At 50.7% G+C, this 23,027-nt stretch carries 21 protein-coding genes and 1 other RNA gene; 3 read left to right on the forward strand and 19 right to left on the reverse strand.

The window, feature by feature from the left end; all coding sequences use genetic code 11:
* Window positions 1-101: 101 nt before the first annotated feature.
* Window positions 102-566 carry a DciA family protein gene (locus ACTNE6_RS17705; RefSeq protein WP_442497688.1) on the forward strand — a complete coding sequence of 155 codons (465 nt, stop codon included), beginning with the start codon at window positions 102-104 and terminating at the stop codon, window positions 564-566.
* Between the two features lie 13 nt (window positions 567-579).
* Here ACTNE6_RS17705 and lpxC read toward each other — a convergent pair whose 3' ends face one another.
* From lpxC to rsmI, 19 genes are all read right to left on the reverse strand, one after another.
* Window positions 580-1,503, reverse strand: a complete 924-nt coding sequence (gene lpxC / locus ACTNE6_RS17710; protein ID WP_194968210.1) for a UDP-3-O-acyl-N-acetylglucosamine deacetylase — start codon at window positions 1,501-1,503, stop codon at window positions 580-582.
* Window positions 1,504-1,585: 82 nt separating this feature from the next.
* Window positions 1,586-2,746: a cell division protein FtsZ gene (gene ftsZ, locus ACTNE6_RS17715; RefSeq protein ID WP_442497689.1), complete on the reverse strand. Its 1,161-nt coding sequence runs from the start codon at window positions 2,744-2,746 to the stop codon at window positions 1,586-1,588.
* A 32-nt stretch (window positions 2,747-2,778) separates the two neighbouring features.
* Window positions 2,779-4,005 (reverse strand): cell division protein FtsA, encoded by a 1,227-nt coding sequence (gene ftsA, locus ACTNE6_RS17720; protein WP_194968208.1) that lies wholly within the window; start codon window positions 4,003-4,005, stop codon window positions 2,779-2,781.
* Window positions 3,983-4,786 carry a cell division protein FtsQ/DivIB gene (locus ACTNE6_RS17725; RefSeq protein ID WP_442497690.1) on the reverse strand — a complete coding sequence of 268 codons (804 nt, stop codon included), beginning with the start codon at window positions 4,784-4,786 and terminating at the stop codon, window positions 3,983-3,985. The genes ftsA and ACTNE6_RS17725 overlap by 23 nt, the downstream gene beginning before the upstream one ends.
* A complete protein-coding gene (locus tag ACTNE6_RS17730; RefSeq protein ID WP_442497691.1) occupies window positions 4,786-5,718 on the reverse strand; it encodes a D-alanine--D-alanine ligase in 933 nt (310 codons plus the stop codon). The genes ACTNE6_RS17725 and ACTNE6_RS17730 overlap by 1 nt, the downstream gene beginning before the upstream one ends.
* Window positions 5,715-6,602 carry a UDP-N-acetylmuramate dehydrogenase gene (murB, locus tag ACTNE6_RS17735; protein WP_442499714.1) on the reverse strand — a complete coding sequence of 296 codons (888 nt, stop codon included), beginning with the start codon at window positions 6,600-6,602 and terminating at the stop codon, window positions 5,715-5,717. The genes ACTNE6_RS17730 and murB overlap by 4 nt, the downstream gene beginning before the upstream one ends.
* A gap of 23 nt (window positions 6,603-6,625) precedes the next feature.
* Window positions 6,626-8,077, reverse strand: a complete 1,452-nt coding sequence (murC, locus tag ACTNE6_RS17740) for a UDP-N-acetylmuramate--L-alanine ligase (RefSeq protein WP_442497692.1) — start codon at window positions 8,075-8,077, stop codon at window positions 6,626-6,628.
* Window positions 8,074-9,129, reverse strand: a complete 1,056-nt coding sequence (gene murG, locus ACTNE6_RS17745; protein WP_442497693.1) for an undecaprenyldiphospho-muramoylpentapeptide beta-N-acetylglucosaminyltransferase — start codon at window positions 9,127-9,129, stop codon at window positions 8,074-8,076. Before murG ends, murC begins: the two co-directional genes overlap by 4 nt.
* Window positions 9,114-10,289 (reverse strand): putative lipid II flippase FtsW, encoded by a 1,176-nt coding sequence (gene ftsW / locus ACTNE6_RS17750; protein WP_442497694.1) that lies wholly within the window; start codon window positions 10,287-10,289, stop codon window positions 9,114-9,116. The genes murG and ftsW overlap by 16 nt, the downstream gene beginning before the upstream one ends.
* Window positions 10,286-11,659, reverse strand: coding sequence for a UDP-N-acetylmuramoyl-L-alanine--D-glutamate ligase (gene murD, locus ACTNE6_RS17755; protein WP_194968201.1), 1,374 nt, complete (start codon window positions 11,657-11,659; stop codon window positions 10,286-10,288). The genes ftsW and murD overlap by 4 nt, the downstream gene beginning before the upstream one ends.
* A gap of 5 nt (window positions 11,660-11,664) precedes the next feature.
* Window positions 11,665-12,747: a phospho-N-acetylmuramoyl-pentapeptide-transferase gene (gene mraY / locus ACTNE6_RS17760; RefSeq protein ID WP_194968200.1), complete on the reverse strand. Its 1,083-nt coding sequence runs from the start codon at window positions 12,745-12,747 to the stop codon at window positions 11,665-11,667.
* Window positions 12,748-12,750: 3 nt separating this feature from the next.
* Entirely contained in the window at window positions 12,751-14,145 is a 1,395-nt protein-coding gene (locus ACTNE6_RS17765) for a UDP-N-acetylmuramoyl-tripeptide--D-alanyl-D-alanine ligase (protein WP_442499715.1), read from the reverse strand.
* On the reverse strand, window positions 14,145-15,614 hold the full coding sequence (locus ACTNE6_RS17770) for a UDP-N-acetylmuramoyl-L-alanyl-D-glutamate--2,6-diaminopimelate ligase (protein WP_442499716.1): 1,470 nt from the start codon (window positions 15,612-15,614) through the stop codon (window positions 14,145-14,147). The genes ACTNE6_RS17765 and ACTNE6_RS17770 overlap by 1 nt, the downstream gene beginning before the upstream one ends.
* A gap of 2 nt (window positions 15,615-15,616) precedes the next feature.
* Window positions 15,617-17,344 carry a peptidoglycan D,D-transpeptidase FtsI family protein gene (locus ACTNE6_RS17775; RefSeq protein WP_442497695.1) on the reverse strand — a complete coding sequence of 576 codons (1,728 nt, stop codon included), beginning with the start codon at window positions 17,342-17,344 and terminating at the stop codon, window positions 15,617-15,619.
* A complete protein-coding gene (ftsL, locus tag ACTNE6_RS17780) occupies window positions 17,345-17,593 on the reverse strand; it encodes a cell division protein FtsL (protein WP_194968198.1) in 249 nt (82 codons plus the stop codon).
* A gap of 24 nt (window positions 17,594-17,617) precedes the next feature.
* On the reverse strand, window positions 17,618-18,544 hold the full coding sequence (rsmH, locus tag ACTNE6_RS17785) for a 16S rRNA (cytosine(1402)-N(4))-methyltransferase RsmH (RefSeq protein WP_442497696.1): 927 nt from the start codon (window positions 18,542-18,544) through the stop codon (window positions 17,618-17,620).
* A gap of 16 nt (window positions 18,545-18,560) precedes the next feature.
* The gene (mraZ, locus tag ACTNE6_RS17790; protein ID WP_194968196.1) at window positions 18,561-19,028 is read right to left on the reverse strand and encodes a division/cell wall cluster transcriptional repressor MraZ; all 468 of its coding nucleotides are present in this window, start codon (window positions 19,026-19,028) and stop codon (window positions 18,561-18,563) included.
* Between the two features lie 378 nt (window positions 19,029-19,406).
* An RNA gene (gene rnpB, locus ACTNE6_RS17795) (RNase P RNA component class A) lies at window positions 19,407-19,755 on the reverse strand.
* 153 nt (window positions 19,756-19,908) lie between these two features.
* Window positions 19,909-20,754, reverse strand: a complete 846-nt coding sequence (gene rsmI, locus ACTNE6_RS17800) for a 16S rRNA (cytidine(1402)-2'-O)-methyltransferase (RefSeq protein WP_434484579.1) — start codon at window positions 20,752-20,754, stop codon at window positions 19,909-19,911.
* 154 nt (window positions 20,755-20,908) lie between these two features.
* Between rsmI and ACTNE6_RS17805 the strand changes: the two genes are divergently transcribed.
* Both ACTNE6_RS17805 and ACTNE6_RS17810 read left to right on the forward strand, forming a co-directional pair.
* Window positions 20,909-22,672: a penicillin-binding protein activator gene (locus ACTNE6_RS17805; protein WP_442497697.1), complete on the forward strand. Its 1,764-nt coding sequence runs from the start codon at window positions 20,909-20,911 to the stop codon at window positions 22,670-22,672.
* On the forward strand, window positions 22,662-23,024 hold the full coding sequence (locus ACTNE6_RS17810) for a YraN family protein (protein ID WP_442497698.1): 363 nt from the start codon (window positions 22,662-22,664) through the stop codon (window positions 23,022-23,024). Before ACTNE6_RS17805 ends, ACTNE6_RS17810 begins: the two co-directional genes overlap by 11 nt.
* Window positions 23,025-23,027: the final 3 nt, after the last annotated feature.

Raw genomic sequence — 23,027 nt, forward strand, 5'->3', positions numbered from 1 at the left:
CCTGGTTGCGTATTTACAGTATGAGAAAATGAACTTCCTTGTCACTATATGATAATTTCTTAAATAATCCAACATTCCTGTAAGAACCTTTTCACACGTACATGGCTAAAAAACCAGTCGCATTTAAAGCGGCGCTATCGTTTCCAAACCGGGCCATTGCCCATTTTTACAGCCGGATCGAGCAACAGCGTCAGATTCTGCAACACATTCGGGAGGCACTGCCGGAAGCTCTGGCAAAACATGCGCGCTATTGCGTAGTAAACGATAAGAAATTGCTGATTTATACGGATTCCGCGGCCTGGGCATCACAGTTGCGCTTTTATAGCCAAGCCATTCTTGCCGCTGTTGTGCCAATCACGCGTGAGCCTGTCGCCCTTATGCAGGTCAAAATTCTTACCGAGCAGAAAAGCCCTTATGAAAAACCAATCAGGAAAGCCAATGTGCCGGCAAAGGACAAAATTGAAATCATCCGGAACCTGGGTCTAAATGTTCCGGATAATCAGTTGAAACAAGCGTTGCTGAAGTTAAGCGCAACGCTGCAGCGGCTATCCGACGATGCCGAATAGCCCGAAGCGGAATTTAAGCAGCGGACCGCGGTGATTGCGCGGAGCGCATGAAGGAAATCGGCGCGTCTTCTTCTTCATCAAACGTAACCATTTCCCACGCGTCTTTATCATTCAGTAAAGTACGCAATAATTTGTTGTTCAGTCCATGCCCGGACTTATAACCGGTAAAGGCACCGATCAAACTATGCCCCAGGAGATACAGATCGCCGATCGCATCAAGAATTTTGTGCTTAACGAACTCATCCGCACAACGTAAGCCATCCTCGTTGAGAATCTTATCGTCGTCCACCACGATGGCGTTATCGAGACTGCCTCCCAACGCAAGATTATTTTGCCGGAGCATATCGATATCTTTCATGAAACCGAAGGTTCTGGCTCGGCTTACTTCCTTTACAAAAGTCGTGGACGAGAAATCCATTGTTGCAGTTTTGACGCGCTCATCAAATGCCGGGTGCTCAAAATCGATGGTAAACGTCACCTTAAAGCCCTCAAATGGCTCGAAAGCCGCCCATTTATCACCGTCTTCAACTCTGATGCTGCGCTTTATGCGAATATACTGTTTTGGACTATCCTGCTCCTCAACCCCGGCCGACTGTAGCAAAAACACAAAAGGGCCGGCGCTTCCGTCCATGATAGGAACTTCCGCAGCACTGACATCGATAATCGCATTATCGATGCCCAATCCGGCAAACGCCGAAAGCAGATGTTCTATGGTTGAAATTTTTACGTCACCTGCAACCAGCGTTGTTGAAAGCATTGTTTCGCCGACATTTTCCGGTGAAGCATCAATGACAACCGGCTCATCTAAATCAACGCGGCGAAATTTAATACCGGTATTCGGTTCTGCAGGGCGTAAAGTCAAATACACTTTATCGCCCGTATGCAGCCCTACGCCTGTAGCCCTGATTGTATTTTTTAAAGTTCGCTGTTTAATCATAAAATAAAGGACGCCGAATTAAGGGGCAAAACAGGAATTCTACCACAACCAGGCCAAAAAAGAGATTAAGTCGACTTTCCGTCTAGTCGGCCTGCCGTCTCAAGAAAGCCGGGATATCCAGATAATCCAGATCGATATCTTTTTTAGGTTGCGCTCCGAACCGATTTTCCCTGGTTTCAGGCCTGTTCTGGCGTATGACGGTCGGTTTATCGAGTACGCCATAGTCGACCTCGCCAGCCGCCGCTTTCTGTACCAGTTTAACCGGCCCCCCTTTAGCTGATGACGCCGCCAATCCCATGCCTGTCGCGACGACAGTGACCTTAATTTCATCGCCCAGCTCAGGATCAATAGCGGTGCCGATCTTGATGATTGCATCTTCGGAAGCAAACTCATGGACAATATTACCGACTTCGTCAAACTCGGCAATACCCATATCGGCGGCAGAAATATTGACCAGAATGCCTCTTGCGCCCTGTAAGTTGATATCTTCCAACAATGGGCAGGCAATGGCTTTTTCAGCCGCTTCGCGGGCACGATGCTCGCCTGTCGCCGAGCCTGTGCCCATAATCGCGGCGCCCATGCCGGCCATGACGGTTCTTACGTCGGCAAAGTCCACGTTGATCATGCCCGGATGCACGATAAGCTCAGTAATGCCCTGTACCGCATCCAGCAATACGCCGTTGGCAGCCTTGAATGCATTGACCAGGGAAACGCTGCTGCCCAGCACGCGCAACAGCTTCTGATTCGGAATCGTGATCAATGAATCGACATATTGCTCAAGTTCTTTAATGCCCTTTTCCGCAACCGCCAACTTTTTCTTGCCTTCGAACAGGAAGGGTTTGGTTACGACTGCCACAGTCAGAATGCCCATGCTTCTGGCAATTTCTGCAATAACCGGAATAGCGCCCGTACCGGTACCTCCGCCCATGCCCGCAGTCAAAAACAGCATGTCCGCGCCTTCAATCACTTCTCTGATGCGTTCCTTATTTTCTTCCGCCGCCTGTCTTCCGATATCCGGATTGGTGCCTGCGCCAAGGCCTTTAGTCAACTCAACGCCCAGCTGGATAATCGTACCGACATTCAATCTTCTCAAAGCCTGCGCATCGGTATTCGCACAGATAAACTCCACACCTTCAATGTGACTGTCAATCATGTGATTGACCGCATTACCGCCACCGCCGCCAACACCAATAACTTTGATATTGGCCGTTTCAGTACACATATCCATTAATTCATATTTCATTTTCGCTGCCCCTTAAATAAACCCTACGAATACTAAAAATTACCCTGAAACCAACTCTTTATTTTTAAAAACAATCCAGAACTCTCGGAATCAATGATTCTGTCGCCGCTCTGATGCTCTTTTCCATACATTAATAAACCGACCCCTGTTGAGTGAACTGGATTTCTCACAACTTCGGTTAGTCCAGTCACATTTTGCGGGATACCCATGCGGACCGGCATATGAAAAATTTCTTCCGCCAGTTCGATCAATCCCATCACTTTTGAACTGCCGCCGGTCAAGACAACTCCGGCGGCAATCAATTCTTCATATCCACTGCGCCTCAGTTCCGCCTGTACCAGCAGCATCAGCTCTTCATAACGTGGCTCTATAATCTCTGACAGACTTTGCACCGAAATCTTGCGCGGTGCCCTGTCGCCGATGCTGGGCACTTCAATGACGCCATCAATATTGGCTAATTGCGTTAATGCACAGGCATATTTTTGCTTGATCTCTTCCGCATTGAAGGTGGGCGTGCGCAAGGCAACGGCAATGTCATTGGTGACCTGATCGCCGGCTATCGGAATGACGGCCGTATGTTTGATCGCGCCATCGACAAAAATAGCGATATCCGTCGTCCCGCCGCCGATATCAATCAAACAGACGCCCAGTTCCTTTTCATCTTCGGTCAGCACCGAATTGCATGACGCCAACTGTTCCAGCACAATATCCTCAACCTCAAGCCCGCAACGGCGGATGCACTTGATGATATTCTGGGCGGCGCTGACGCTGCCCGTGACCATGTGAACTTTCGCTTCCAGACGTATGCCTGACATGCCGATAGGCTCTTTAATGCCCTCCTGGAGATCAATGACAAATTCCTGCGGCAGAATATGAATAATCTTCTGATCGGCAGGGATAGCGACTGCGCGGGCGGAATCAATGACCCTGTCGATATCATATTGAGTCACTTCCTTGTCTTTGATCGCCACGATGCCATGAGAGTTAAGACTTCTGATATGGCTGCCCGCAATGCCTGCGAATACGGACCTGATCTGGCACCCTGCCATTAATTCAGCCTCTTCCACGGCCCGCTGTATGGATTGCACGGTCGATTCAAGATTAACGACTACGCCTTTTTTCAGTCCGCGCGACGCTGTTGAGCCAATGCCTATGACTTCTACTCTGCCTTCACCGGTAAGCTCACCCACAATAGCAGCGACCTTGGAAGTCCCAATGTCCAGTCCGACTATTAAATTACGCTCTGTTTTTTTCGCCATTTTGTTTACTCTGTGTCGCCTTTTCTAATCGCCCATCTGTTTCGTTTTCGGGGTTTGCAATTTTTTTCCAGTCAATTTCAGCGGTTCCGGGTTTCCATGAAATTCCATAACCATTGGGATACCTCAGATCAACCACAGCCATTGCATCAACCTGCTCTGGCCCAAATACGGCCAGCGTCTTCAAGAAGCGCTGCAGTTTCTTTAACGGCTCATTTCGTCCCAACAGTATCTCCATACCGGTTGCCAGCCTGATTTTCCATGACCACCGATCATCGATGCTAAACTCGGCCAACTCCATAGACTGATCCGCCAGCACTGTTTTAATGCCCTTCATTATTTCCAGAACTTTCCTGTGTTGCTGCTCTGGTCCTACAAGCATAGGCAATGTCTGAAATTGTTCTACATTCTTCGGAGTAAACAATTCGCCTCTTTCATTTAACAGGCTGTGTTGCCCCCAACGTACATAAGGTTTCCTTTCATATACTTTTATGTCAATCGCGTCCGGCCAAACCCGTTTAACCGTAGAGGCTTGCACCCACGGCAGCTGCGCAACAGCTTCGTGTATCGCCTGCATATCCGCTGAGAAAAAACTGGTCATGACCAGTGGCTGCAGCGCCATTTTTATCTCATCCTTACTAAGGTATTGAAAGACGCCTTCTATCCTGACGTATTTAATGGGCATTGTGTCGGAGCCGTAGCTCTTGACATCCTGCCTATACAGCCAGATCAAACCTGTCAGCAATAATGCGGCCGCCAGAATTCTTACCGCGTATTTATTCATTAGCCGATACTGGTTTCCAATATCCGCCAAACCAATTCATCAAAATCAATGCCGGCCTGTTTAGCCGCCATCGGCACCAGACTGTGATCCGTCATGCCCGGTACGGTATTAATCTCAATCAATTGATATTGTCCGGCATCATCGACAAACACATCGAGTCTTGCCCATCCCTTAACGCCTAGCACTTGGCTGGCTTTCACGGCCAGATCACGCAGCCTCAACTCTTCATCCTGGCCTAAGCCGCATGGACAGTGATATTGAGTCGTGGTGGCCTTGTATTTCGCTTCATAATCATAAAACGCATGCGGCGTTTCCAGGCGTATGACCGGCAATGCTTCGCCATTCAATATACCAACCGTATATTCCTTACCTGTCACCCAAGACTCCGCATAGACATCACAGCGGAATTCTGCCGCGGTTTTTAACGCTCTTTGCAACTCGTCACGATTGGTTGCCTTGCTCATGCCTATGCTGGAGCCTTCCTGAGCCGGCTTCACAATAACCGGGAAGCCCAGCTGTGCTATGCAATCGTCCAGATCATGTTCATCTTTCAACAATAACCATTTGGGCGTAACCAATCCGTACCCCTGCCAGCACAGCTTGGTTCGGAGCTTATCCATACTTAGTGCCGAAGCCAGAACGCCGCTGCCGGTATAGGGAATGCCCATCACACCCAGAACCGCCTGAAGCACGCCGTCTTCACCGCCCCGTCCATGAATGATGTTGAATACCCGGTCAACCTTAAGCCCGGCCAGTGCTTCTATGGGATTGCCTGTCACATCAATAGCGATTGCATCAATGCCTTGGCGCTTTAAAGCGTCGTACACGGCGGCGCCGCTTTTCAATGAAACTTCTCTTTCAGCGGCGGCCCCGCCCATCAACACGGCAACCCTGCCGAACTCTCGCGCCTCTTTAATCTTCAACGGCTTCATAATGCTACGCCTACCATACAAACTTCAGTCTGCAACTCAACCCCCTGACTTTCCATTACTTTAATCTGAACATAATTAATTAAGGCTTCGATATCGGCAGCCGTCGCCGTGCCGGTATTAATAATAAAATTCGCATGTTTTTCCGACACGCAGGCGCCGCCTATGGTATAGCCCTTTAGACCGGTCTGCTCTATGAGCCTTGCCGCATAGTCGCCTTGCGGATTTTTAAATACCGATCCGCAGCTCGGCTGGTTGGTCGGCTGCGTTTGCGCCCGTTTTTCCAGCAAACCTTTTATGCGCTGCATACTCTCTGCTGTGTCGCCTTGCTGCAGCGTTAGATGCGCCGCCAAAAACCATTCATCGTCACAGCCTTTCACCGAACGGTAGCTAATCTCGAAATCCTCAGGCAGCCGGATATGAACCTGGCCTTTCGAATTCAACATGTCCACGCTTTTAACAATATTCCAGGTTTCGCCGCCAAAGGCGCCGGCGTTCATCTTCAGGGCGCCGCCCATCGTTCCTGGTATGCCTGCCAGAAACTCGGCACCGACAAGTCCTTGCTCCGCGCAGAAGCGCGCCACATGCGCGCAAGGAACGCCGGCCTCGACATAAATCGACCCGTCCGGGGTCAATCTCATTTCTTTCAACCGGCCTTTGGTATTGATGACTGTGCCGCGTATACCGCCATCCCTGATCAGCAAATTGCTGCCCAGGCCCATCCAGAATACTGGTCCTGAAGCTGTGCTGTTTTTATTAGACAGTTCCGCTACGAAATTTATCAAATCCTGTCGATCAGATGGCATATATAACCGGTCAGCCGGTCCGCCGACTCGCCAGCTGGTATATTTCGCCAGTTTTTCGTGATTTAACAATCGCCCTTTCATCGCGAGATCCAATCTTTCTTCTTTCAATCCTGACAAGTTATTGACCCGAAAGCGTCCGATAGCAGCTGCGGCAATTGCGTGGCGACTTGCCCCACATTGCCGGCCCCCATTGTTAAAATCACGTCATCAGGCTTTACGATGCCGGCCAGTATTTGCGGCAGATCTTCCCAGTCTTCAACGAATACCGGATCAACCTGGCCGCGCAAGCGAATAGCCCTGCTTAATGCTCTTCCATCTGCGCCGGGAATAACCGCTTCTCCTGCCGCATAAACATCCATCAGAATCAGTACATCAACGGTAGAAAGGACTTTGACAAAATCCTCAAACAAGTCCCGTGTACGCGTATAGCGGTGCGGCTGAAAAATAACAATCGAACGTCTGTCCGGCCAGGCCTGCCGTAAGGCTTCCAGCGTTGCGGCAATCTCGCGCGGGTGATGGCCATAGTCATCAACGAACGTCAGCTGCCCGCCGGTTACCTCCAGATCGCCCTGAATTTGAAACCGTCTGCCGACGCCTTTGAATGCGCCCAGGCTGTTGATGATCGCCTCATCATCGACACTAAGATGAGTCGCGATACTGATGGCCGCAAGCGCATTAAGCATATTGTGCCAGCCGGGCATGTTCAAGGTGACCTGCAGCGGCGGATGATCGCCCCGGCGAATCACTTTAAAAGAAGTATGCATGCCTTCCTGTTTAATATTGATTGCTCGCACATCGGCATCGGCATGTACGCCATAAGTAGTCACCGGCTTGGAGATGTGCGGCAGGATTTCTCTGACGCCTTCGTCATCCATGCACATGACCGCCAAACCATAAAAAGGCAAATGATGCAGAAACTCAATGAACGTTTCCTTCAATCGCTGATAGCTGCCTTGGTAAGTCGCCATATGATCCTGGTCGATATTGGTGACGATTGCCATCATCGGCTGTAAATATAGGAATGACGCATCGCTCTCATCGGCCTCGGCAACCAGATAATGCCCTAGCCCCAGCTTGGCATTGCTGCCCGCGCTGTTCAGCCGGCCGCCGATGACGAAAGTCGGATCGAGCCCGCCCTCGGCCAGCATGCTGGCTGTCAGGCTGGTCGTAGTGGTTTTGCCGTGCGTGCCCGCTACGGCAATGCCGAACCTGAAGCGCATCAACTCCGCCAGCATTTCCGCCCGCGGAATCACCGGTATCCTGTTCAGATACGCTTCGTCGATTTCCTCATTGCTGCGGTCTATGGCGCTTGAGGCAACAACCACATCCGCTTTTGCAACATTTTCGCGCTTATGTCCGATATTGATGGTTACGCCCAAACCGGCCAGCCTTTGCGTGACCGAGCTTTCTTTTATGTCCGAACCTGAGACTTTATAGCCCAGATTGGATAAAACTTCTGCGATACCACTCATGCCGGTACCGCCTATGCCGACAAAATGTATCCGGTCGATTTTGCCTAACACCTGGGTCGGCATCTGTACATTAGGGAAATTCATAAGCCGGCCTCGGCCATGCAATAGCCGGCAACGACTTCAGTCGCATCCAGGCGGGCGCATTGTTTTGCAGTTTTACTCATTACATCCAGTTGTTTCAGCATTTTTGTTATTTGTTCTGCCAGCGTTGCGGCATTCAAGTCTTTCTGCATCAAGCAGATTCCGGCGCCGGCATCAGTTAAATAGCGGGCATTCGCTGTTTGATGATCGTCAATGGCATGCGGCAGCGGTATAAAAATAGCCGGCACCCCCAAGGCGGCGACTTCACTGACGGTCATCGCGCCGGCCCGGCAAATCACCATATCAGCCCATTGATAGGCCGCCACCATATCATCTATGAAAGCGCTTACGTCAGCATTAATGCCCAAAGCTTCATATCGGCTTTTGACCTGCTCGAACATGACCGTGCCGGTCTGGTGCTTGATCTGCGCATCTTTCAGTTGCCTGACCGCTTCCGGAACAACCTCATTCAATACCTGGGCACCCTGGCTGCCGCCCACGACCAGGATATGGACAGCCTGATTGCTCCGCCTGCCGCGGTCATCGAGCCGGTTTAAAAACTGTTTCCGAAGTGGATTGCCTGTGCATTCAGCCTTCACCTCCTTGTTAAAACTGTCGGGGAAAGCCTCCAGTATGCGATTGGCTATTTTTGCCAACAGCCGGTTTGTCGTACCGGGTACACGGTTTTGCTCATGAATGACCAAAGGTATGCCCAGCAATCTTGCCATCAGGCCGCCTGGCCCTGCGACAAATCCGCCCATGCCCAGCACCACGTCGGGTTTACGTCGCCGCAAGACTCGTAATGCCTGCATGCAAGCCTTTGCCAGTGTCAATACGGCTTTTAATTTGGCCATTATGCCTTTGCCGCGCACGCCCGAAACCGACAGCCAGTCAATCTCAATGCCATTCTCGGGAACGACACGGCTTTCCAAGCCTTTCCGCGTACCCAGCCAGCTGACCTGCCAGCCTTTTTCCGCCAGCGACTGTGCGACCGCCAAGGCCGGAAACACATGACCGCCGGTCCCGCCGGCCATGATGACTATGCGCTTGCCCATTCCGACTTTCCTTTAGGCCTGTTGGCATTAATTTCATAAACTTCGCTCTGCACGCGAAACAGCAGCGCCACCGCGCAACACATAATCATCATACTGCCGCCGCCGTAACTCATCAGCGGCAAAGTCAGCCCCTTCGTCGGCAAAATGCCCATGTTGACCCCCATATTGACGAACGACTGAAAACCAAACCAGATGGCCAACCCATAGGCAACAAAAGCCGAGAATTTTTGCCCTGCCTTTTCTGCCTCGACAGCCACCTGAAAAGTCCGCCATATCAGTAACGAAAACAAACCGATGACAGTCACTACGCCCAGCAGCCCCAACTCTTCGCCAATCACTGAAAACAGGAAGTCGGTATGCGCTTCCGGCAAATAGAATAATTTCTGTATGCCGCTGCCGAGTCCCACGCCCAACCATTCGCCGCGCCCAAAAGAAATCAGCGCCTGCACCAACTGAAATCCCGTATTCAGCGGATCGGCCCAAGGATTCATGAAACTGGTCACCCGGACCAGACGGTAAGGCGAAAAATAGACCAGCAAGACGGCCAGCAAGGCCACTATGGCCAGCAGAATAATGAATTGCGACAATCTGGCGCCGGCTAGAAACATAATGCCCATGGCGATGCATAAAATGACTACCGACGAACCAAAATCCGGCTCCATCAGCAATAATAGGCAAGCCAACGAAAACAGCGCCAAAGGTTTTACAATCCCGTAAGCCGACTCGCGCAAAGACTGCTCATGCCGAGTAACATAGCCCGCCATATAGATAACGGCGAAGAATTTAACGACTTCCGACACCTGTATGCGCAAACCGCCTAATGACAACCAGCGTACGCTGCCGTTGACCCTTATGCCGAGGCCGGGCACCAGCACAATCACCAGCAACAGCAAGCCCGTTATGAACAGCCACGGTCCCCATTTTTCCCAGGTTTGCATGGGCACCGCCATAACACCGGCACCCAGGAATAATCCAAGGCCGATGTGTATCAGCTGCCTGATCGGATAATGCAGGCTGTCATCGGCCATTTTTACGCCTAAATGCAATGATGATGACGTCACCATTATGAAACCGATCAGCAACAGGCTCGTACACGTCGCTAGCAACAACGGATCAAAATGCAATCGCCTGGTCCGCGGCGTTTTCGCGCGATCGCTCATGCAACCAGCTCCAGCACCGCTTTAGTGAATTTCTCGCCGCGATCCTGATAATTTTTAAACTGATCAAGACTGGCACAGGCTGGAGAAAGCAATACGCTTTCACCGGCGTCTGCAAGATTGGCGGCAATCTGCACCGCCTGAAAAATATTTTCAGCAGAATAAACGGGTACACAGCCATTGAGCGCCTGCTCGATCAGTCCCGCATCCTTACCCATCAACACGACACTTTTGGCTTTTTCTTTGATGACGGGCATCAGCTCATTCATATCAGCGCCTTTGGCATCGCCCCCGGCAATCAGAATGACTTTGCGGTCATACCCCTGCAAAGCCGCCACGCAGGCACCGATATTGGTTGCCTTTGAATCATTGACCCAAGTGACGCCGCGTATTTCAGCGACGCGCTGCATGCGGTGCGCCAGCCCTTTAAATTTCTGCAATGCCCGGCACATGGCCTGCTCATCCAATCCGACAGCTACGCCTAATGCCAGAGCGGCCAGCGCATTTGCCGCATTATGCCGACCTTCAAGCGGCAATTCGGCCAGAGGCATCAGTGTCGTGTCATTGTGCATCAGATATTCCTTGCCGTCTTTTGCTGCAAGGTAAAAATTTGCCTTCATGCTGTTGATAGAAAATGTGAGCACTTCTCTGTTTGCATCTTTCATCGCATTGACAACAGGGTCATCAACATTAATGACCATAACGCCATTGCCGTCGAAAACCCTGCGCTTTTCCACAGCATAGCCGGCCATATCGGCATGCCTGTCCAGATGATCCGCCGATACATTAAGCACGGTAGCAGCCGCTGCATTGAAAACAGTGGTTCTTTCCAGCTGAAAACTTGAAAGCTCCAGCACATACAGTTCCGCATCCTGCTCTAGCAAATCCAGAGCCGGCGTCCCGAGATTTCCGCCTACGCCCACGCGTTTGCCGGCTTCTTTCGCCATTTCGCCGAGCATGGTTGTCACGGTGCTTTTACCGTTGGAACCGGTAATCGCAACAACTGGCACATCAACAGAGCAGGCAAACAGATCAATATCGCTGACGACTCTCGCGCCATTGGCAATGGCTTTGACAATAGCGTTCTCATTAAGCGACACACCGGGACTGACGACCAGATGCGTAGCCACCTTAAAAGCCGCTTCATCAAATCCGCCGGTAAAAACCGCGGCGTCAGGCATCTGCTGGGAGAATTCCTCCAATAGCGGCGGTTTAGCCCGGCTATCGACGATAGCGAACTTAATGCCCAGATTTTGTAAATAACGTGCCGCTGAAATTCCTGTTACGCCAAGGCCGACCACTAAAACCTTGGCGCTGTGTGGATCCAGCGCAAAATTCTTTTTTAACAATTCTGTAATCGCTGTCTTATCCATTTTCTTTATCTCAATTTCAAAGTTGCCAGACCGATCAGCACCAAGATCACGGTGATGATCCAGAAACGTACGATAACCCGAGGTTCGGGCCAACCTTTCAACTCAAAATGATGATGAATCGGTGCCATACGGAAAACGCGTTTCCCTGTCGTCTTGAAAGAGGCAACCTGGATAATCACGGATACCGTTTCCATGACGAAAACACCGCCCATAATCATCAGCACAACTTCTTGTCTAACAAGTATTGCCAATACGCCTAAAGCTCCGCCCAGCGCCAGCGCGCCTACATCGCCCATAAACACCATCGCGGGATAAGCGTTAAACCACAAAAAGCCCAATCCGGCGCCCACCAAAGCGGCGCAAAATACAATCAATTCCCCGGCATTAGGCAAATAAGGAATCGCCAGATATTCGGCAAACGTCACATGCCCGGACAGATAGGCAAAAATTCCCAGCCCGGAAGCCACCATGACGGTCGGCATAATGGCCAATCCATCCAGACCGTCGGTTAAGTTAACGGCATTGCTGCTGCCGACAATGACGAAATAGGCCAACACCACATACATCCAGCCCATATCGAGCATGACGCTCTTGAAAAAAGGCACGATGAATTGCGTTTCCGCCGGCAGCACGGCTGTTTTGTACAGAAAAACTGCGGCCACCAGCCCGATGGCGGACTGCCAGAAATACTTAGCTTTAGCCGATAAGCCGTCACTGTTGCGGCGAACCACTTTCCGATAGTCATCGACGAATCCGATAACGCCGTAGCCCATGGTGACCAGCATGATGACCCAGATATAGCGATTGCCGAGATCGGCCCACAGCAAAGTACTGATGGCAATCGCCACCAAAATCAGGGTTCCGCCCATGGTAGGAGTGCCCGATTTTTCATAGTGCGTTTGCGGACCGCATTCACGAACACTCTGCCCGATCTTGTTGCGGCTTAGTTTTCTGATCATCACCGGCCCGACGATGAAGGAAATCATCAGCGCAGTTAATGCTCCGAGAATGGCGCGAAATGTCAGGTAATGAAAAACCCGAAAGCCGCCTTCGAATGTCATTAAATAATCTGCCAAATAAACTAACATCTTCTAAATCCTGAAATTTTCAACCAGAGCTGCAGCTACATTTTCCATGCGCTGCGCTCTCGACCCTTTGATCAAAACCGATTCGTTGCCTTTAAGTTCTTGTTTTAATGCATCGATCAGCTCATTCTGGGTCTCAAAAAAAGTAGCTCCCGGGCCAAAAAGCCGCACAGTATTTCGGGTATCGGCACCTGTAGCCAACAGACGCACGACTCCACTGGCTTTAAGCAGTTCGCCCATTTCTTCATGTATTTTTTTGCTCTCCGGCCCCAATTCGCCAAAAGCCCCCAGGACAACCCAGGGTTCGCCTGGCATGCCTTTCAGCACCTCCAGTCCCGCCTTCAGTGAGGCAAAATTCGCATTATAGGTATCATCGATGATGATGTTGCGCTGCCGGCCCATCAGCGGCTGTAAACGGCCCGTCACCGGTTTTACGCCTTCCAGCCCCTGTTTAATCTGTTGCAGGCCTACGCCTAAGGCCAGACAGGCGGCCGCCGCCGCAAGCGCATTAAGGACATTGTGCCGTCCTGCCAGTTTCAAGTTCACATTCAGAGAACCCTGAGCCGTGACTAACTCAAAACCGGTTATAAACTCGGCAGAAGCTGTACCACTCGAATCGGAACTCTCATTAGTGCGGATTTCCGTCCTGATTGCCCGGGCAGTCACGTCGGCTCCGTCATTTAAACCGAATGACACGGTTTTTCTGGCTCCGGCTATGGCTTTCCAATAGTCGAAATAGGCATCATCGTGATTCAACACGGCAATGCCGTCATTTTTAAGCGTCTGGATAATTTCGCCTTTCGCCCGCGCGACACCGTCCAGACTGCCGAAACCTTCTATATGTGCCGCACCTACATTCGTGATGATCACGACATCGGCTTGGGCATGGGTGCTGGTATAGGCAATTTCTCCGGGATGGTTTGCCCCCATCTCGACCACGGCATAGCGATGCCGTTCTTCGAGCCGAAGCAAAGTCAAAGGCACCCCGATTTCATTGTTCAGGTTGCCCTGAGTAAACAATACCGGATCATTGACGCCCAATATGGCTGCCACCATTTCCTTGACCGTCGTTTTGCCATTGCTGCCGGTCAGGCCGACTACCGAAACTGATGCCTTCCGGCGCCAGGCGCCGGCCAGTTCAGCCAATGCCAGACGTGTATCATCGACGACTATATGAGACATTGTCGCCGCGACTCCTTTATTCACAATGGCCGCGGCGGCTCCGGCCTGCTCGGCCAGATCGACGAAATCATTGCCGTCGAAGTTGTGTCCCTTGATTGCCACATAGAGCTGTCCGAGCTTGATGGCTCTGGTATCGATACTGACCGATGAGATGGCTGTGTCCTGCCCGACGAGTTGTCCGTGCACACAGCGGGCAATATCGCTTAATCTCATCGCCATCATTGCGCCGCTCTCGCTTTTAATGCGTCAATCACCGCTTGATTGTCGCTGAACGGTATTTTTACGCCATTGATCTCCTGATACTGCTCATGGCCTTTACCGGCAATCACGATACAATCGTTTGCGCCCGCACTAGCTACCGCTTTTTGTATCGCCTGTTCTCTGTTTTGGATCACTTCAACCTTACCTGAACTGCAACCAGCCAATATGTCATTTACTATATCGAGTCCATTTTCATAACGCGGATTATCATCCGTAACAATCACATAGTCTGCCCGACGTTCTGCGCAGGCTCCCATTTGCGGACGCTTGCCGATATCTCTGTTGCCGCCGCAACCGAAAACCACCCATAAAGCCTCTTTGCAATGCTTCCTGACGCTGGATAACACCTTGTCCAATGCATCCGGCGTATGGGCATAATCGACAAAAATCAGAGGTTCACCCTCTGCGCCTAGGCGCTCCATGCGTCCAGCCACTGGCTCGAGGCGCTTCAACCTGTCAGCAGCATCTGTCAATGTAAGCCCCATCGCCAGCATGACGGTCAACACAGCCAGGACGTTTTCTACATTGAAATCGCCGTATAACGGCACCTTGACGCGCCGCTGCTCGTGCCGCCAACGCACGTCAAACTCGATGCCGCCGGCTTGATGCAGGATGTGCTCTGCATTCACGTTTTCGCCGGAGCCTTCTGTTTTCCCTTTGGCGCTAAATCCCCATACGGCGGCCGAATCAGGCGCAGCGGCTATAATTTGTTTGCTGTACTCATCGTCCAGATTCACTACCGCGAAAGCCAGTCCCGGCTTATGCAATAATGCCAGTTTGGCCTCGACATAAGCCTCCATCGAACCGTGATAATCGAGGTGATCGCGGCTGATATTGGTAAAGACGGCGCCTTTAAAACGTACACCGTTAACGCGGCCCTGCTCCAAACCGTGCGAGGACACTTCCATTGCAACCGTTTGTTTTTTAGCCTTTGCCAGCTCAGCCAGTATATGCTGAACGGCCAGGGCGTCGGGCGTCGTGTTAAGCGTCTTGCTGAGTTTGCCCCACTCGCCCCAACCCAGTGTCCCGATAATGCCGCAATCATCCATAAGCTGACTTAAAAACTGACTGCACGAGGTTTTTCCATTCGTTCCGGTAATACCGATAACATCGAGCCGTTGCGATGGATCACCGTAAAAACGCGCGGCGATCTCACCCAACCGCAATCCCAGATTGTCAACCGGAATGGCTGAAATATCGCCGACCCCTTCCGCCAATTGCCTACCCTGCCCGGCCGGGTCAAAAATCACAGCACAAGCGCCATTTGCAATAGCATGAGCGACATGCATCAATCCGTGCTGCGCAGACCCATTCAGGGCAATAAATGCATTGCCCTTGACTATCGCTCGGCTATCCAGCGCCAAACCCGTAATCGTCAATTCATCGTCGACGAGCGAAAGCCCCGCTAATAAATCCTTCAGCTTCATGTTCATGAGGCTTTCTGCGTCAGCAGCACCGGCATGGTGTCTTCCTGGTCTGGCGCTACGCCCAGCACTCTCAATGCGCCAGCCATGACTTTGGAAAACACCGGAGCGGAAACTATGCCACCGTAATATTGACCGGCGGAAGGTTCGTCAATCATGACCACGATAATCAGCCTAGGGTCGCTAGCCGGCGCCATGCCAGCAAAAACAGCCTGATAGGCTTTATCAACATAGCCTCCGGCCCCGGCTTTTTTTGCCGTTCCGGTTTTACCGGCGACTCTGTAGCCATCGACCCTGGCCTCATAAGCCGTGCCGTCTTTCGTAACTACGGTTTCCATCATCGCCCTGACGCGCCTGGCGGTCTTGGCTGAGAACACGCGCCGCATATCTTCATCTTCATCCCGTTTCAATAAACTGACCGAATGCAGAATGCCATCGTCGGCCAGTGCCGTATAAGCTCTTGCCAATTGCACAGCGGTTACATTCAAACCGTAACCGAACGACAAGGTCGCCTGCTCAAAAGGATGCCATTTGTGATAATCGAGCAGACTACCGCTGGCTTCACCTGGAAAACCGGCTCCGGTCGCCGTCCCAAACCCGAGTTTGTCATATAGACCCCAGAAATAGGCCGGCGGCATTTCCAACGCCATCTGACTAACCGCCACGTTGCTGGACTTCTTCAGCACGTCTGTCAAAGTCATGGTGCCGTAATTATGCACATCCTTGACCAGATGGCGCCCGACCCGAAACATGCCGTTGGTTTCGAAAACCTCATCGGGGCGGACGTAACCGCCGTCCAAAGCCGCCGCGACTACTAAAGGCTTAACTGTCGAACCCGGCTCGAAGACATCCGTCATTGCCCGGTTCCTGTATAAGCTTTCTTTTAGATTCTTGCGGGTATTCGGATTGAAAGACGGCTGATTCACTGCCGCCAGAATTTCTCCGTTTTTTGCATCCAATACCACTAAGGTGCCTGATTTGGCTTTATGCATGTCAACGGCCAGCTGCAATTCCCGATACGCCAGATACTGGATGCGCTGATCAATGCTTAACTCTAGATTTTTTCCCGAAACCGGTTCTTTAATGTTTTCAATGTCGTCAATAATGCGACGCTGCCCATCCCTGATGACCCGCTTGCTGCCCGGAGTGCCTTTCAAGGCTTTTTCATACCCTGCTTCAAGCCCTTCCTGCCCGATATCGTCCACATTGGTGAAGCCCACCAAATGCGCCGAAACGCCGCCCGTAGGATAAAAACGCTTGAATTCGCGCTCGAAATACACACCGGTCAGTTTTAACTCTTTTACCTGATCCGCCAATCCGGGATTGATCCGGCGAGCGATATACGCGAATTGCCGCGTAGTATCCTCTTTGAGCAGTTCGGTTACTTTGCCATCCGACAGGCCCAACAGTTTTTCCATTTGCCGGACTTGATCTTTCGCAGCGAACTTAAGCTCCCTAGGATTCACCCATATGGATTGCACAGGCGTACTGATTGCCAAAGGTTCGCCGTTTCTATCTTTGATCATGCCCCTATAGGCCGATACGGATACGTCATCCACCTGCCGCATATCGCCCTGGTCTTTCAGAAACTGTTTATTCAGTACCTGCAGATCAACCGCTCGCCCGACCAATACCGCCATACAACTCATCATGAAAACCATGACGAACTTTCTTCTGCCGGAGAAATCGCCGGTTTGCGCGCTTGTTTTCCTGTTGTCTTGAAAATCTAACATTTACGGTTTTATGTAAATAATCTTTTCCCGTAACGGCATGACCAATTTCAATTGCTCCCGCGCGACTAACTCAACCCGATTCTGTTCCGTTAAAGTCGTCAGTTCCAACTGCAACTGTCCCCATTCCACTTCATACTGATCCAAAGCTCTTTCCTGTTTCTGAATCTCGATAAAGATCAGTCGCGAGTAATATTTGCTATAAATCACCGCCAGCGCCGATACCAGAAGCATTATCAGCAGAACCGCCATACCTACAATCCGATTCGTCGCCACTTAAATTCTCTCAGCTACCCGCATGATTGCACTGCGCGCCCTAGGGTTCTGCGCAGTCTCCTGCTTACCGGCTTTTAACGCCTTGCCTACTTTTTTAAAAAGGCCTTTATCAATATCGGCTTCCTTGACAGGCAGCTTGCCGGGATCATATTTAGCCCCGGACTCGTCCCTGATAAAACGCTTTACGATTCTGTCTTCCAGCGAATGAAAAGAGATCACTACCAATCGTCCGCCCGGCTTCAGAACCCGCGCCGATTGCTGCAGGACGTCTTTTAACTCATCCAATTCCCGGTTGATTTCAATGCGTATGGCTTGAAAGGTACGCGTTGCAGGATGCTTATGCTTTTCTCTGACCGGCACGGCCTCTTCAATAAGCGCGGCTAATTGTCCGGTGGTTGCCACAGGCGATTGGGCTCGTCTTTCGATGACAGCCCTGGCTATGCGTCGCGCGAAGCGTTCCTCGCCATATTCGAACAAAACTTTGACGAGATCCTGCTCATCGACAGTCATCAACCACTGCGCCGCCGATACTCCGGCATTTCCGTTCATGCGCATGTCCAACGGTCCGTCGCGCAGAAAACTGAAGCCCCTTTCAGGATTGTCCAGTTGAGGGGATGACACACCCAAATCCATCAGAATCCCGTCGACATGCCCCGCCAGACTTTCGCTGGTAATTATGTTTTCCAGCTCGGAAAAACAGTTATGTATCAACTGAAATCGCTTATCTTGAAGCATGGCCTTTGCATATTCGGAGTTAACCGCATCAGCGTCGCGGTCAAAAGCCAGCAAGCGTCCGGATGGACCTAATTGTTCCAAGATCCCCTGACTGTGGCCGCCTCGACCGAATGTACAATCCAGATAAATGCCGTCTTGTTTAATCGCCAACTGTTGCAGAGCTTCCGCAAACATAACGGGCAAATGTTTCACTAACAAATCTCCCGTCTTAAAAGGATAATGACCCTAGATCTTCCAACCCTTCGTCATCATCGCCATTGAGCCATTCATTTTCTTTTGCCGTCCATGCCTCTTCGTTCCAAATTTCAAACTTATTAAGCTGGCCAACTAAAACAATTTTCTTGTCCATGCGCGCATACGTCCTGAGTTTTTCCGGCAATAACAACCTCCCCTGCCCGTCCATATCGCACTCGGAAGCATTGCCAATAACGAAACGTCTTAACTTGCCGGCCATTTTATTCAAGGTGGGCAATTTACTGATCGTTTGTTCGAGTTTTTCCCATTCAGGCAGTGGATACAGCCATAAACAGCCGTGTTCTCCGACACATCGCTCATCCACGGCAACTGTCACAACCATCTGACGATCGCAGCACTCCTGCAATTCCTCACGATAACGTGTTGGAATGGCAAGACGCCCTTTATCATCAAGCGTGATTGAACTGATACCTCGAAACAAGATTTACCTCGAATTCCCAAAAAAACCATTTTTTTCCACTTTTCACCACTATAATTCACTATAGTTTTCAAACCAGCTTGAGTCAAGGAGGATTTCATTAATAATCTTTCTTTTTTGACAATGACTTACGTAACCTTGAATGACAGGTTGAAACGCATAAAATACCTTCAAATAAATCTTATGCTTTATCAGAAAGTTAATTGATATTATGGCAGTAATACTTTAAACGTGAGACACCTTAAGCTCGGCAGGCTTTATCGGTGATAGCGGGAAGAAATGGCAAGGAACTGCGGCAATATTTACCGAACATTTTCATACAACTTCAACTTCAAAAATGTTTATGAATTCAACCTCTCGAAAATTTGAGGCTTAAACAAAAGAAAGAGTCAGCCTGTAAGCCGGGTTCTGTCTAGAACAGCCATTCATCTGGGCTGCAAGTCACCTTGCAGCTCAAGCAATCTACCCAGGAACCGCGCGGGCCACGCGTCTGTTCCTCTATTTGATCTTGCTCCGGGTGGGGTTTACCCTGCCGCTCCTGTTACCAGTTGCGCGGTGCGCTCTTACCGCACCTTTTCACCCTTACCAGCCACGAAGGCTGGCGGTATATTTTCTGCGGCACTTTCCGTAGGCTCGCGCCCCCCAGGCGTTACCTGGCACCCTGCCCAATGGAGCCCGGACTTTCCTCCATTTTATCTTGCGATAAAACAGCGACTGTTCAGCCGACTCTTTCAATGCATAGTTTACCACACTTGTTCGCTGACTGCCTCGACGAATGATATTAACGGACAACCTAAGTGCTTTTACGTATTGCTTAATCTGTCACACTTATTCAACCAGTACCTTGACGAATACCATTAACGGATAAACTAAGCGTTTTTACTTATTGCATATCCAGCGCGGCCTGGTATAGCAATTTTTTTCTAACGCCGGTGATTTCCACAGCCATCGCGACGGCGGTTTTAATAGAGCATTCCCGCAATAACACAGCCAGCAGTTTCTGCTGCTCTGGGGTAATAATCTGTTCTTTTTTATCCACGACCGCACCATCGACAATGACAACGAACTCGCCCTTTCTCATATTTTCGTCGTTCTCGACCAACTCCAACGCCTTGCCCAAATGAGTCTTTACAATGGTTTCATGCAGTTTGGTCAATTCTCTGGCAATGACGATCTGACGGTCCAACGGCAATACTTCTGCCATGTCTTTTAACGAGGCCAGAATCCGATGGCTGGACTCATAAAATACCCAGGTGGTCGGGCACATCAGTTTTTCATAAAAAAACGCCTGCCGCGCCGATGAAGTTCTGGGCAAAAAGCCTTCGAAAGAAAATTTTGTAACCGGCAGTCCTGCCGCCGACAATGCGGCGATCAATGCGCAAGCGCCCGGCACCGGCGACACTTCCAGCCCCGCGTCTTTCACCATGCGCACCAACGGCATACCCGGATCGCTTAGCAGCGGCGTACCGGCATCTGAAACCAGCGCGATTGATTGACCCTGTCTCATTTTTTCCAGCAGACCGGCCGAAGCCGTATCCTCATTGTGCTGATGCAGTGACACCACTTTATTGCTGATGCCATAATGCTGTAACAGCATTTTGACGTGCCGGGTGTCTTCCGCGGCAATTAAATCAACCTGTTTTAATATTTCCACCGCTCTAAAGGTAATATCTGCTAAATTACCTATTGGCGTAGCAACAACATATAATTTGCCGCATTGACTTGACATTGGACTTTCTCACTTGAAAACTTCTGATTTTAAGATACGGCCAAGGTATAAGCCGCTATTACTCTATGTCTCGCTTCCGGTCTTATGGCTTTTTTCCGGCTGCGCCATGCTGCCTGACAATAATGTCCAGCCTCAAGGGCAGACTACCCCTCTCATGCAAGCCCCCCTAACCGAACCGGCACCGCCATTATACCAGCAACCTGCCAGCGAACTGTCTCCCGAACAAAGCCAGCACCAACTGCAGGCTATTGACGCCCTGATTCAAGCCGGCAATCATGATACAGCGCAAAAACTCGCCGATGACCTTGATCCTGCCGCCTTGTCTGTCCAGCAACGCGGCCAGCTGAATCTGATTTATGCCCAGATTGCGCTCAATGTCGGTGAGGCCGAACAGGCCCTCGGCAGACTGGAGTTAATTCAAGCCCAGCAGCTAAGCCCGGAAAATAGAATCAAATACTTTCAATCACAGGCCTTTGCGTTTTCATTAACCGGCCGCCTGTTGGACAGCGTTAAATCCAGAATCGAGTTGAACAAATTGTTAAGCTCGCCTGATGAGCGCGATGACAACCATGCCGCCATTCTTGAAACATTAAGCCTAATGCCGGAGCCTGCCTTGCAGGCGCAATCGCATGAGGCAAAGGATGAACTGGCCGGATGGCTATCCTTGGCCAGCGTATTAAAACTAAAGGAGCAAGACCCAGCCGCTTTTGATGCCGGATTGGCAAAATGGCGCGAAATTTTTCCAGGACATCCGGCCAACTCTTACTTACTGAAAAACAGGGCCGAAAACGCAGACAAACAGTCCCTATCGATCGCCGTTTTACTTCCCGAATCAGGCCCTTTCGCTCAAGCCGCCAAGGCCATACGCGCCGGTTTTATGGCCGCCTACGCTCGCCAGGACAGCAATGGCTCAAAACCCACTATCCGCTTTTACGATACTGAACAGTCAACCCCAGCCGACTTATATAATCAGGCGATCACTGACGGAGCGGAATTCATTGTCGGCCCGCTAAACAAAGAACACATTCAAAGCCTTGCGGACTCTGTTGCATTTGACGTTCCCGTACTGGCTTTAAACCATATTCCGGGACTGCTGAAACACAATCTCTACCAGTTCAGCCTCAGCCCGATGGATGACGTTGAACAGATTTCCCATAAGGCCTGGCTGGACGGCCGCCAAAAAGCCTTATTGCTGATTCCGGAAAACGATCAGGGCAAACGCATAGTCAATTTTTTCACAGAAAACTGGCAGGGAGTCGGCGGCTCAATTCTTGAGTTGCAAAGCTATAATCCAAAGTCCACCGACTTTTCCCCAGCCATCAAAAAGCTGCTGAATATCGATGAAAGCGAGGGCCGCTATCATAAAATTAGCCAATTGGTGCCCTCATTGACCTATACGCCTCGACAGCGGCAGGATGCCGATGCGCTCCTGCTAAGCGCTTATAGCGGCGAAGCGCGCCTGATCAATCCGCAATTGCAATACTATCAAGCCGGTAATCTGCCCATTTACGCGTTGCCGGCTGTCTACAGTGGCCAGCCCGATCCGGCGCTGGACCAGGACCTCAACAAGATAACATTTTGCGATACGCCCTGGCTGCTCAGCTCCGGTCAGGACGGCCTCAGCATGAGCGCTCTGCAAGACATCTGGAGACAATTTACCAGTCCTTATTTGCGCCTGATCGCCATGGGTATAGATGCCTATAGCCTGATTGGCCAACTGGATAAGCTCGACATCGCTCCCTACTCCGGAGCCACCGGAATCTTGTCACTGATGCCTGACGGGCGCATTAAACGCGAACTGGCTTGCGCCAAATTCATGGATGGGCGGCCTGAATTGATCGACACTATCAATACATCTCCCACGCATGAAAATCAGCCCGCGCAAGCATTGTTGCCGATGGACGAGCATGCTGAATAAAATCAAAGCCAAAGCAACTCACTTAATCCGCGGTGAAAATGCCGAAGAGCAGGCCTATCGCTTTCTGCTCGACAAAGGACTCGAACCGGTCTGCCGCAATTTCCGCTGCAAGCAGGGCGAACTCGATTTAGTCATGCTCGATAAGCAGACACTGGTGATCATCGAAGTCAGATTTCGCACATCCGATAAATACGGCAGCGCGCTCGAGAGTGTTACACAAAAGAAACAATCCCGTATAATAGCGGCAACTCATCATTATTTATCAGCCAATAAGACAGACAGGCCTATTCGTTTTGATGTTATCGCCATTTCAGGCAATGGCACTATAGATTGGATACAAAACGCCTTTTAACCC

Origin of the sequence: Methylobacter sp. sgz302048 (assembly GCF_052162025.1) — a bacterium.
GTDB lineage: Bacteria > Pseudomonadota > Gammaproteobacteria > Methylococcales > Methylomonadaceae > Methylobacter.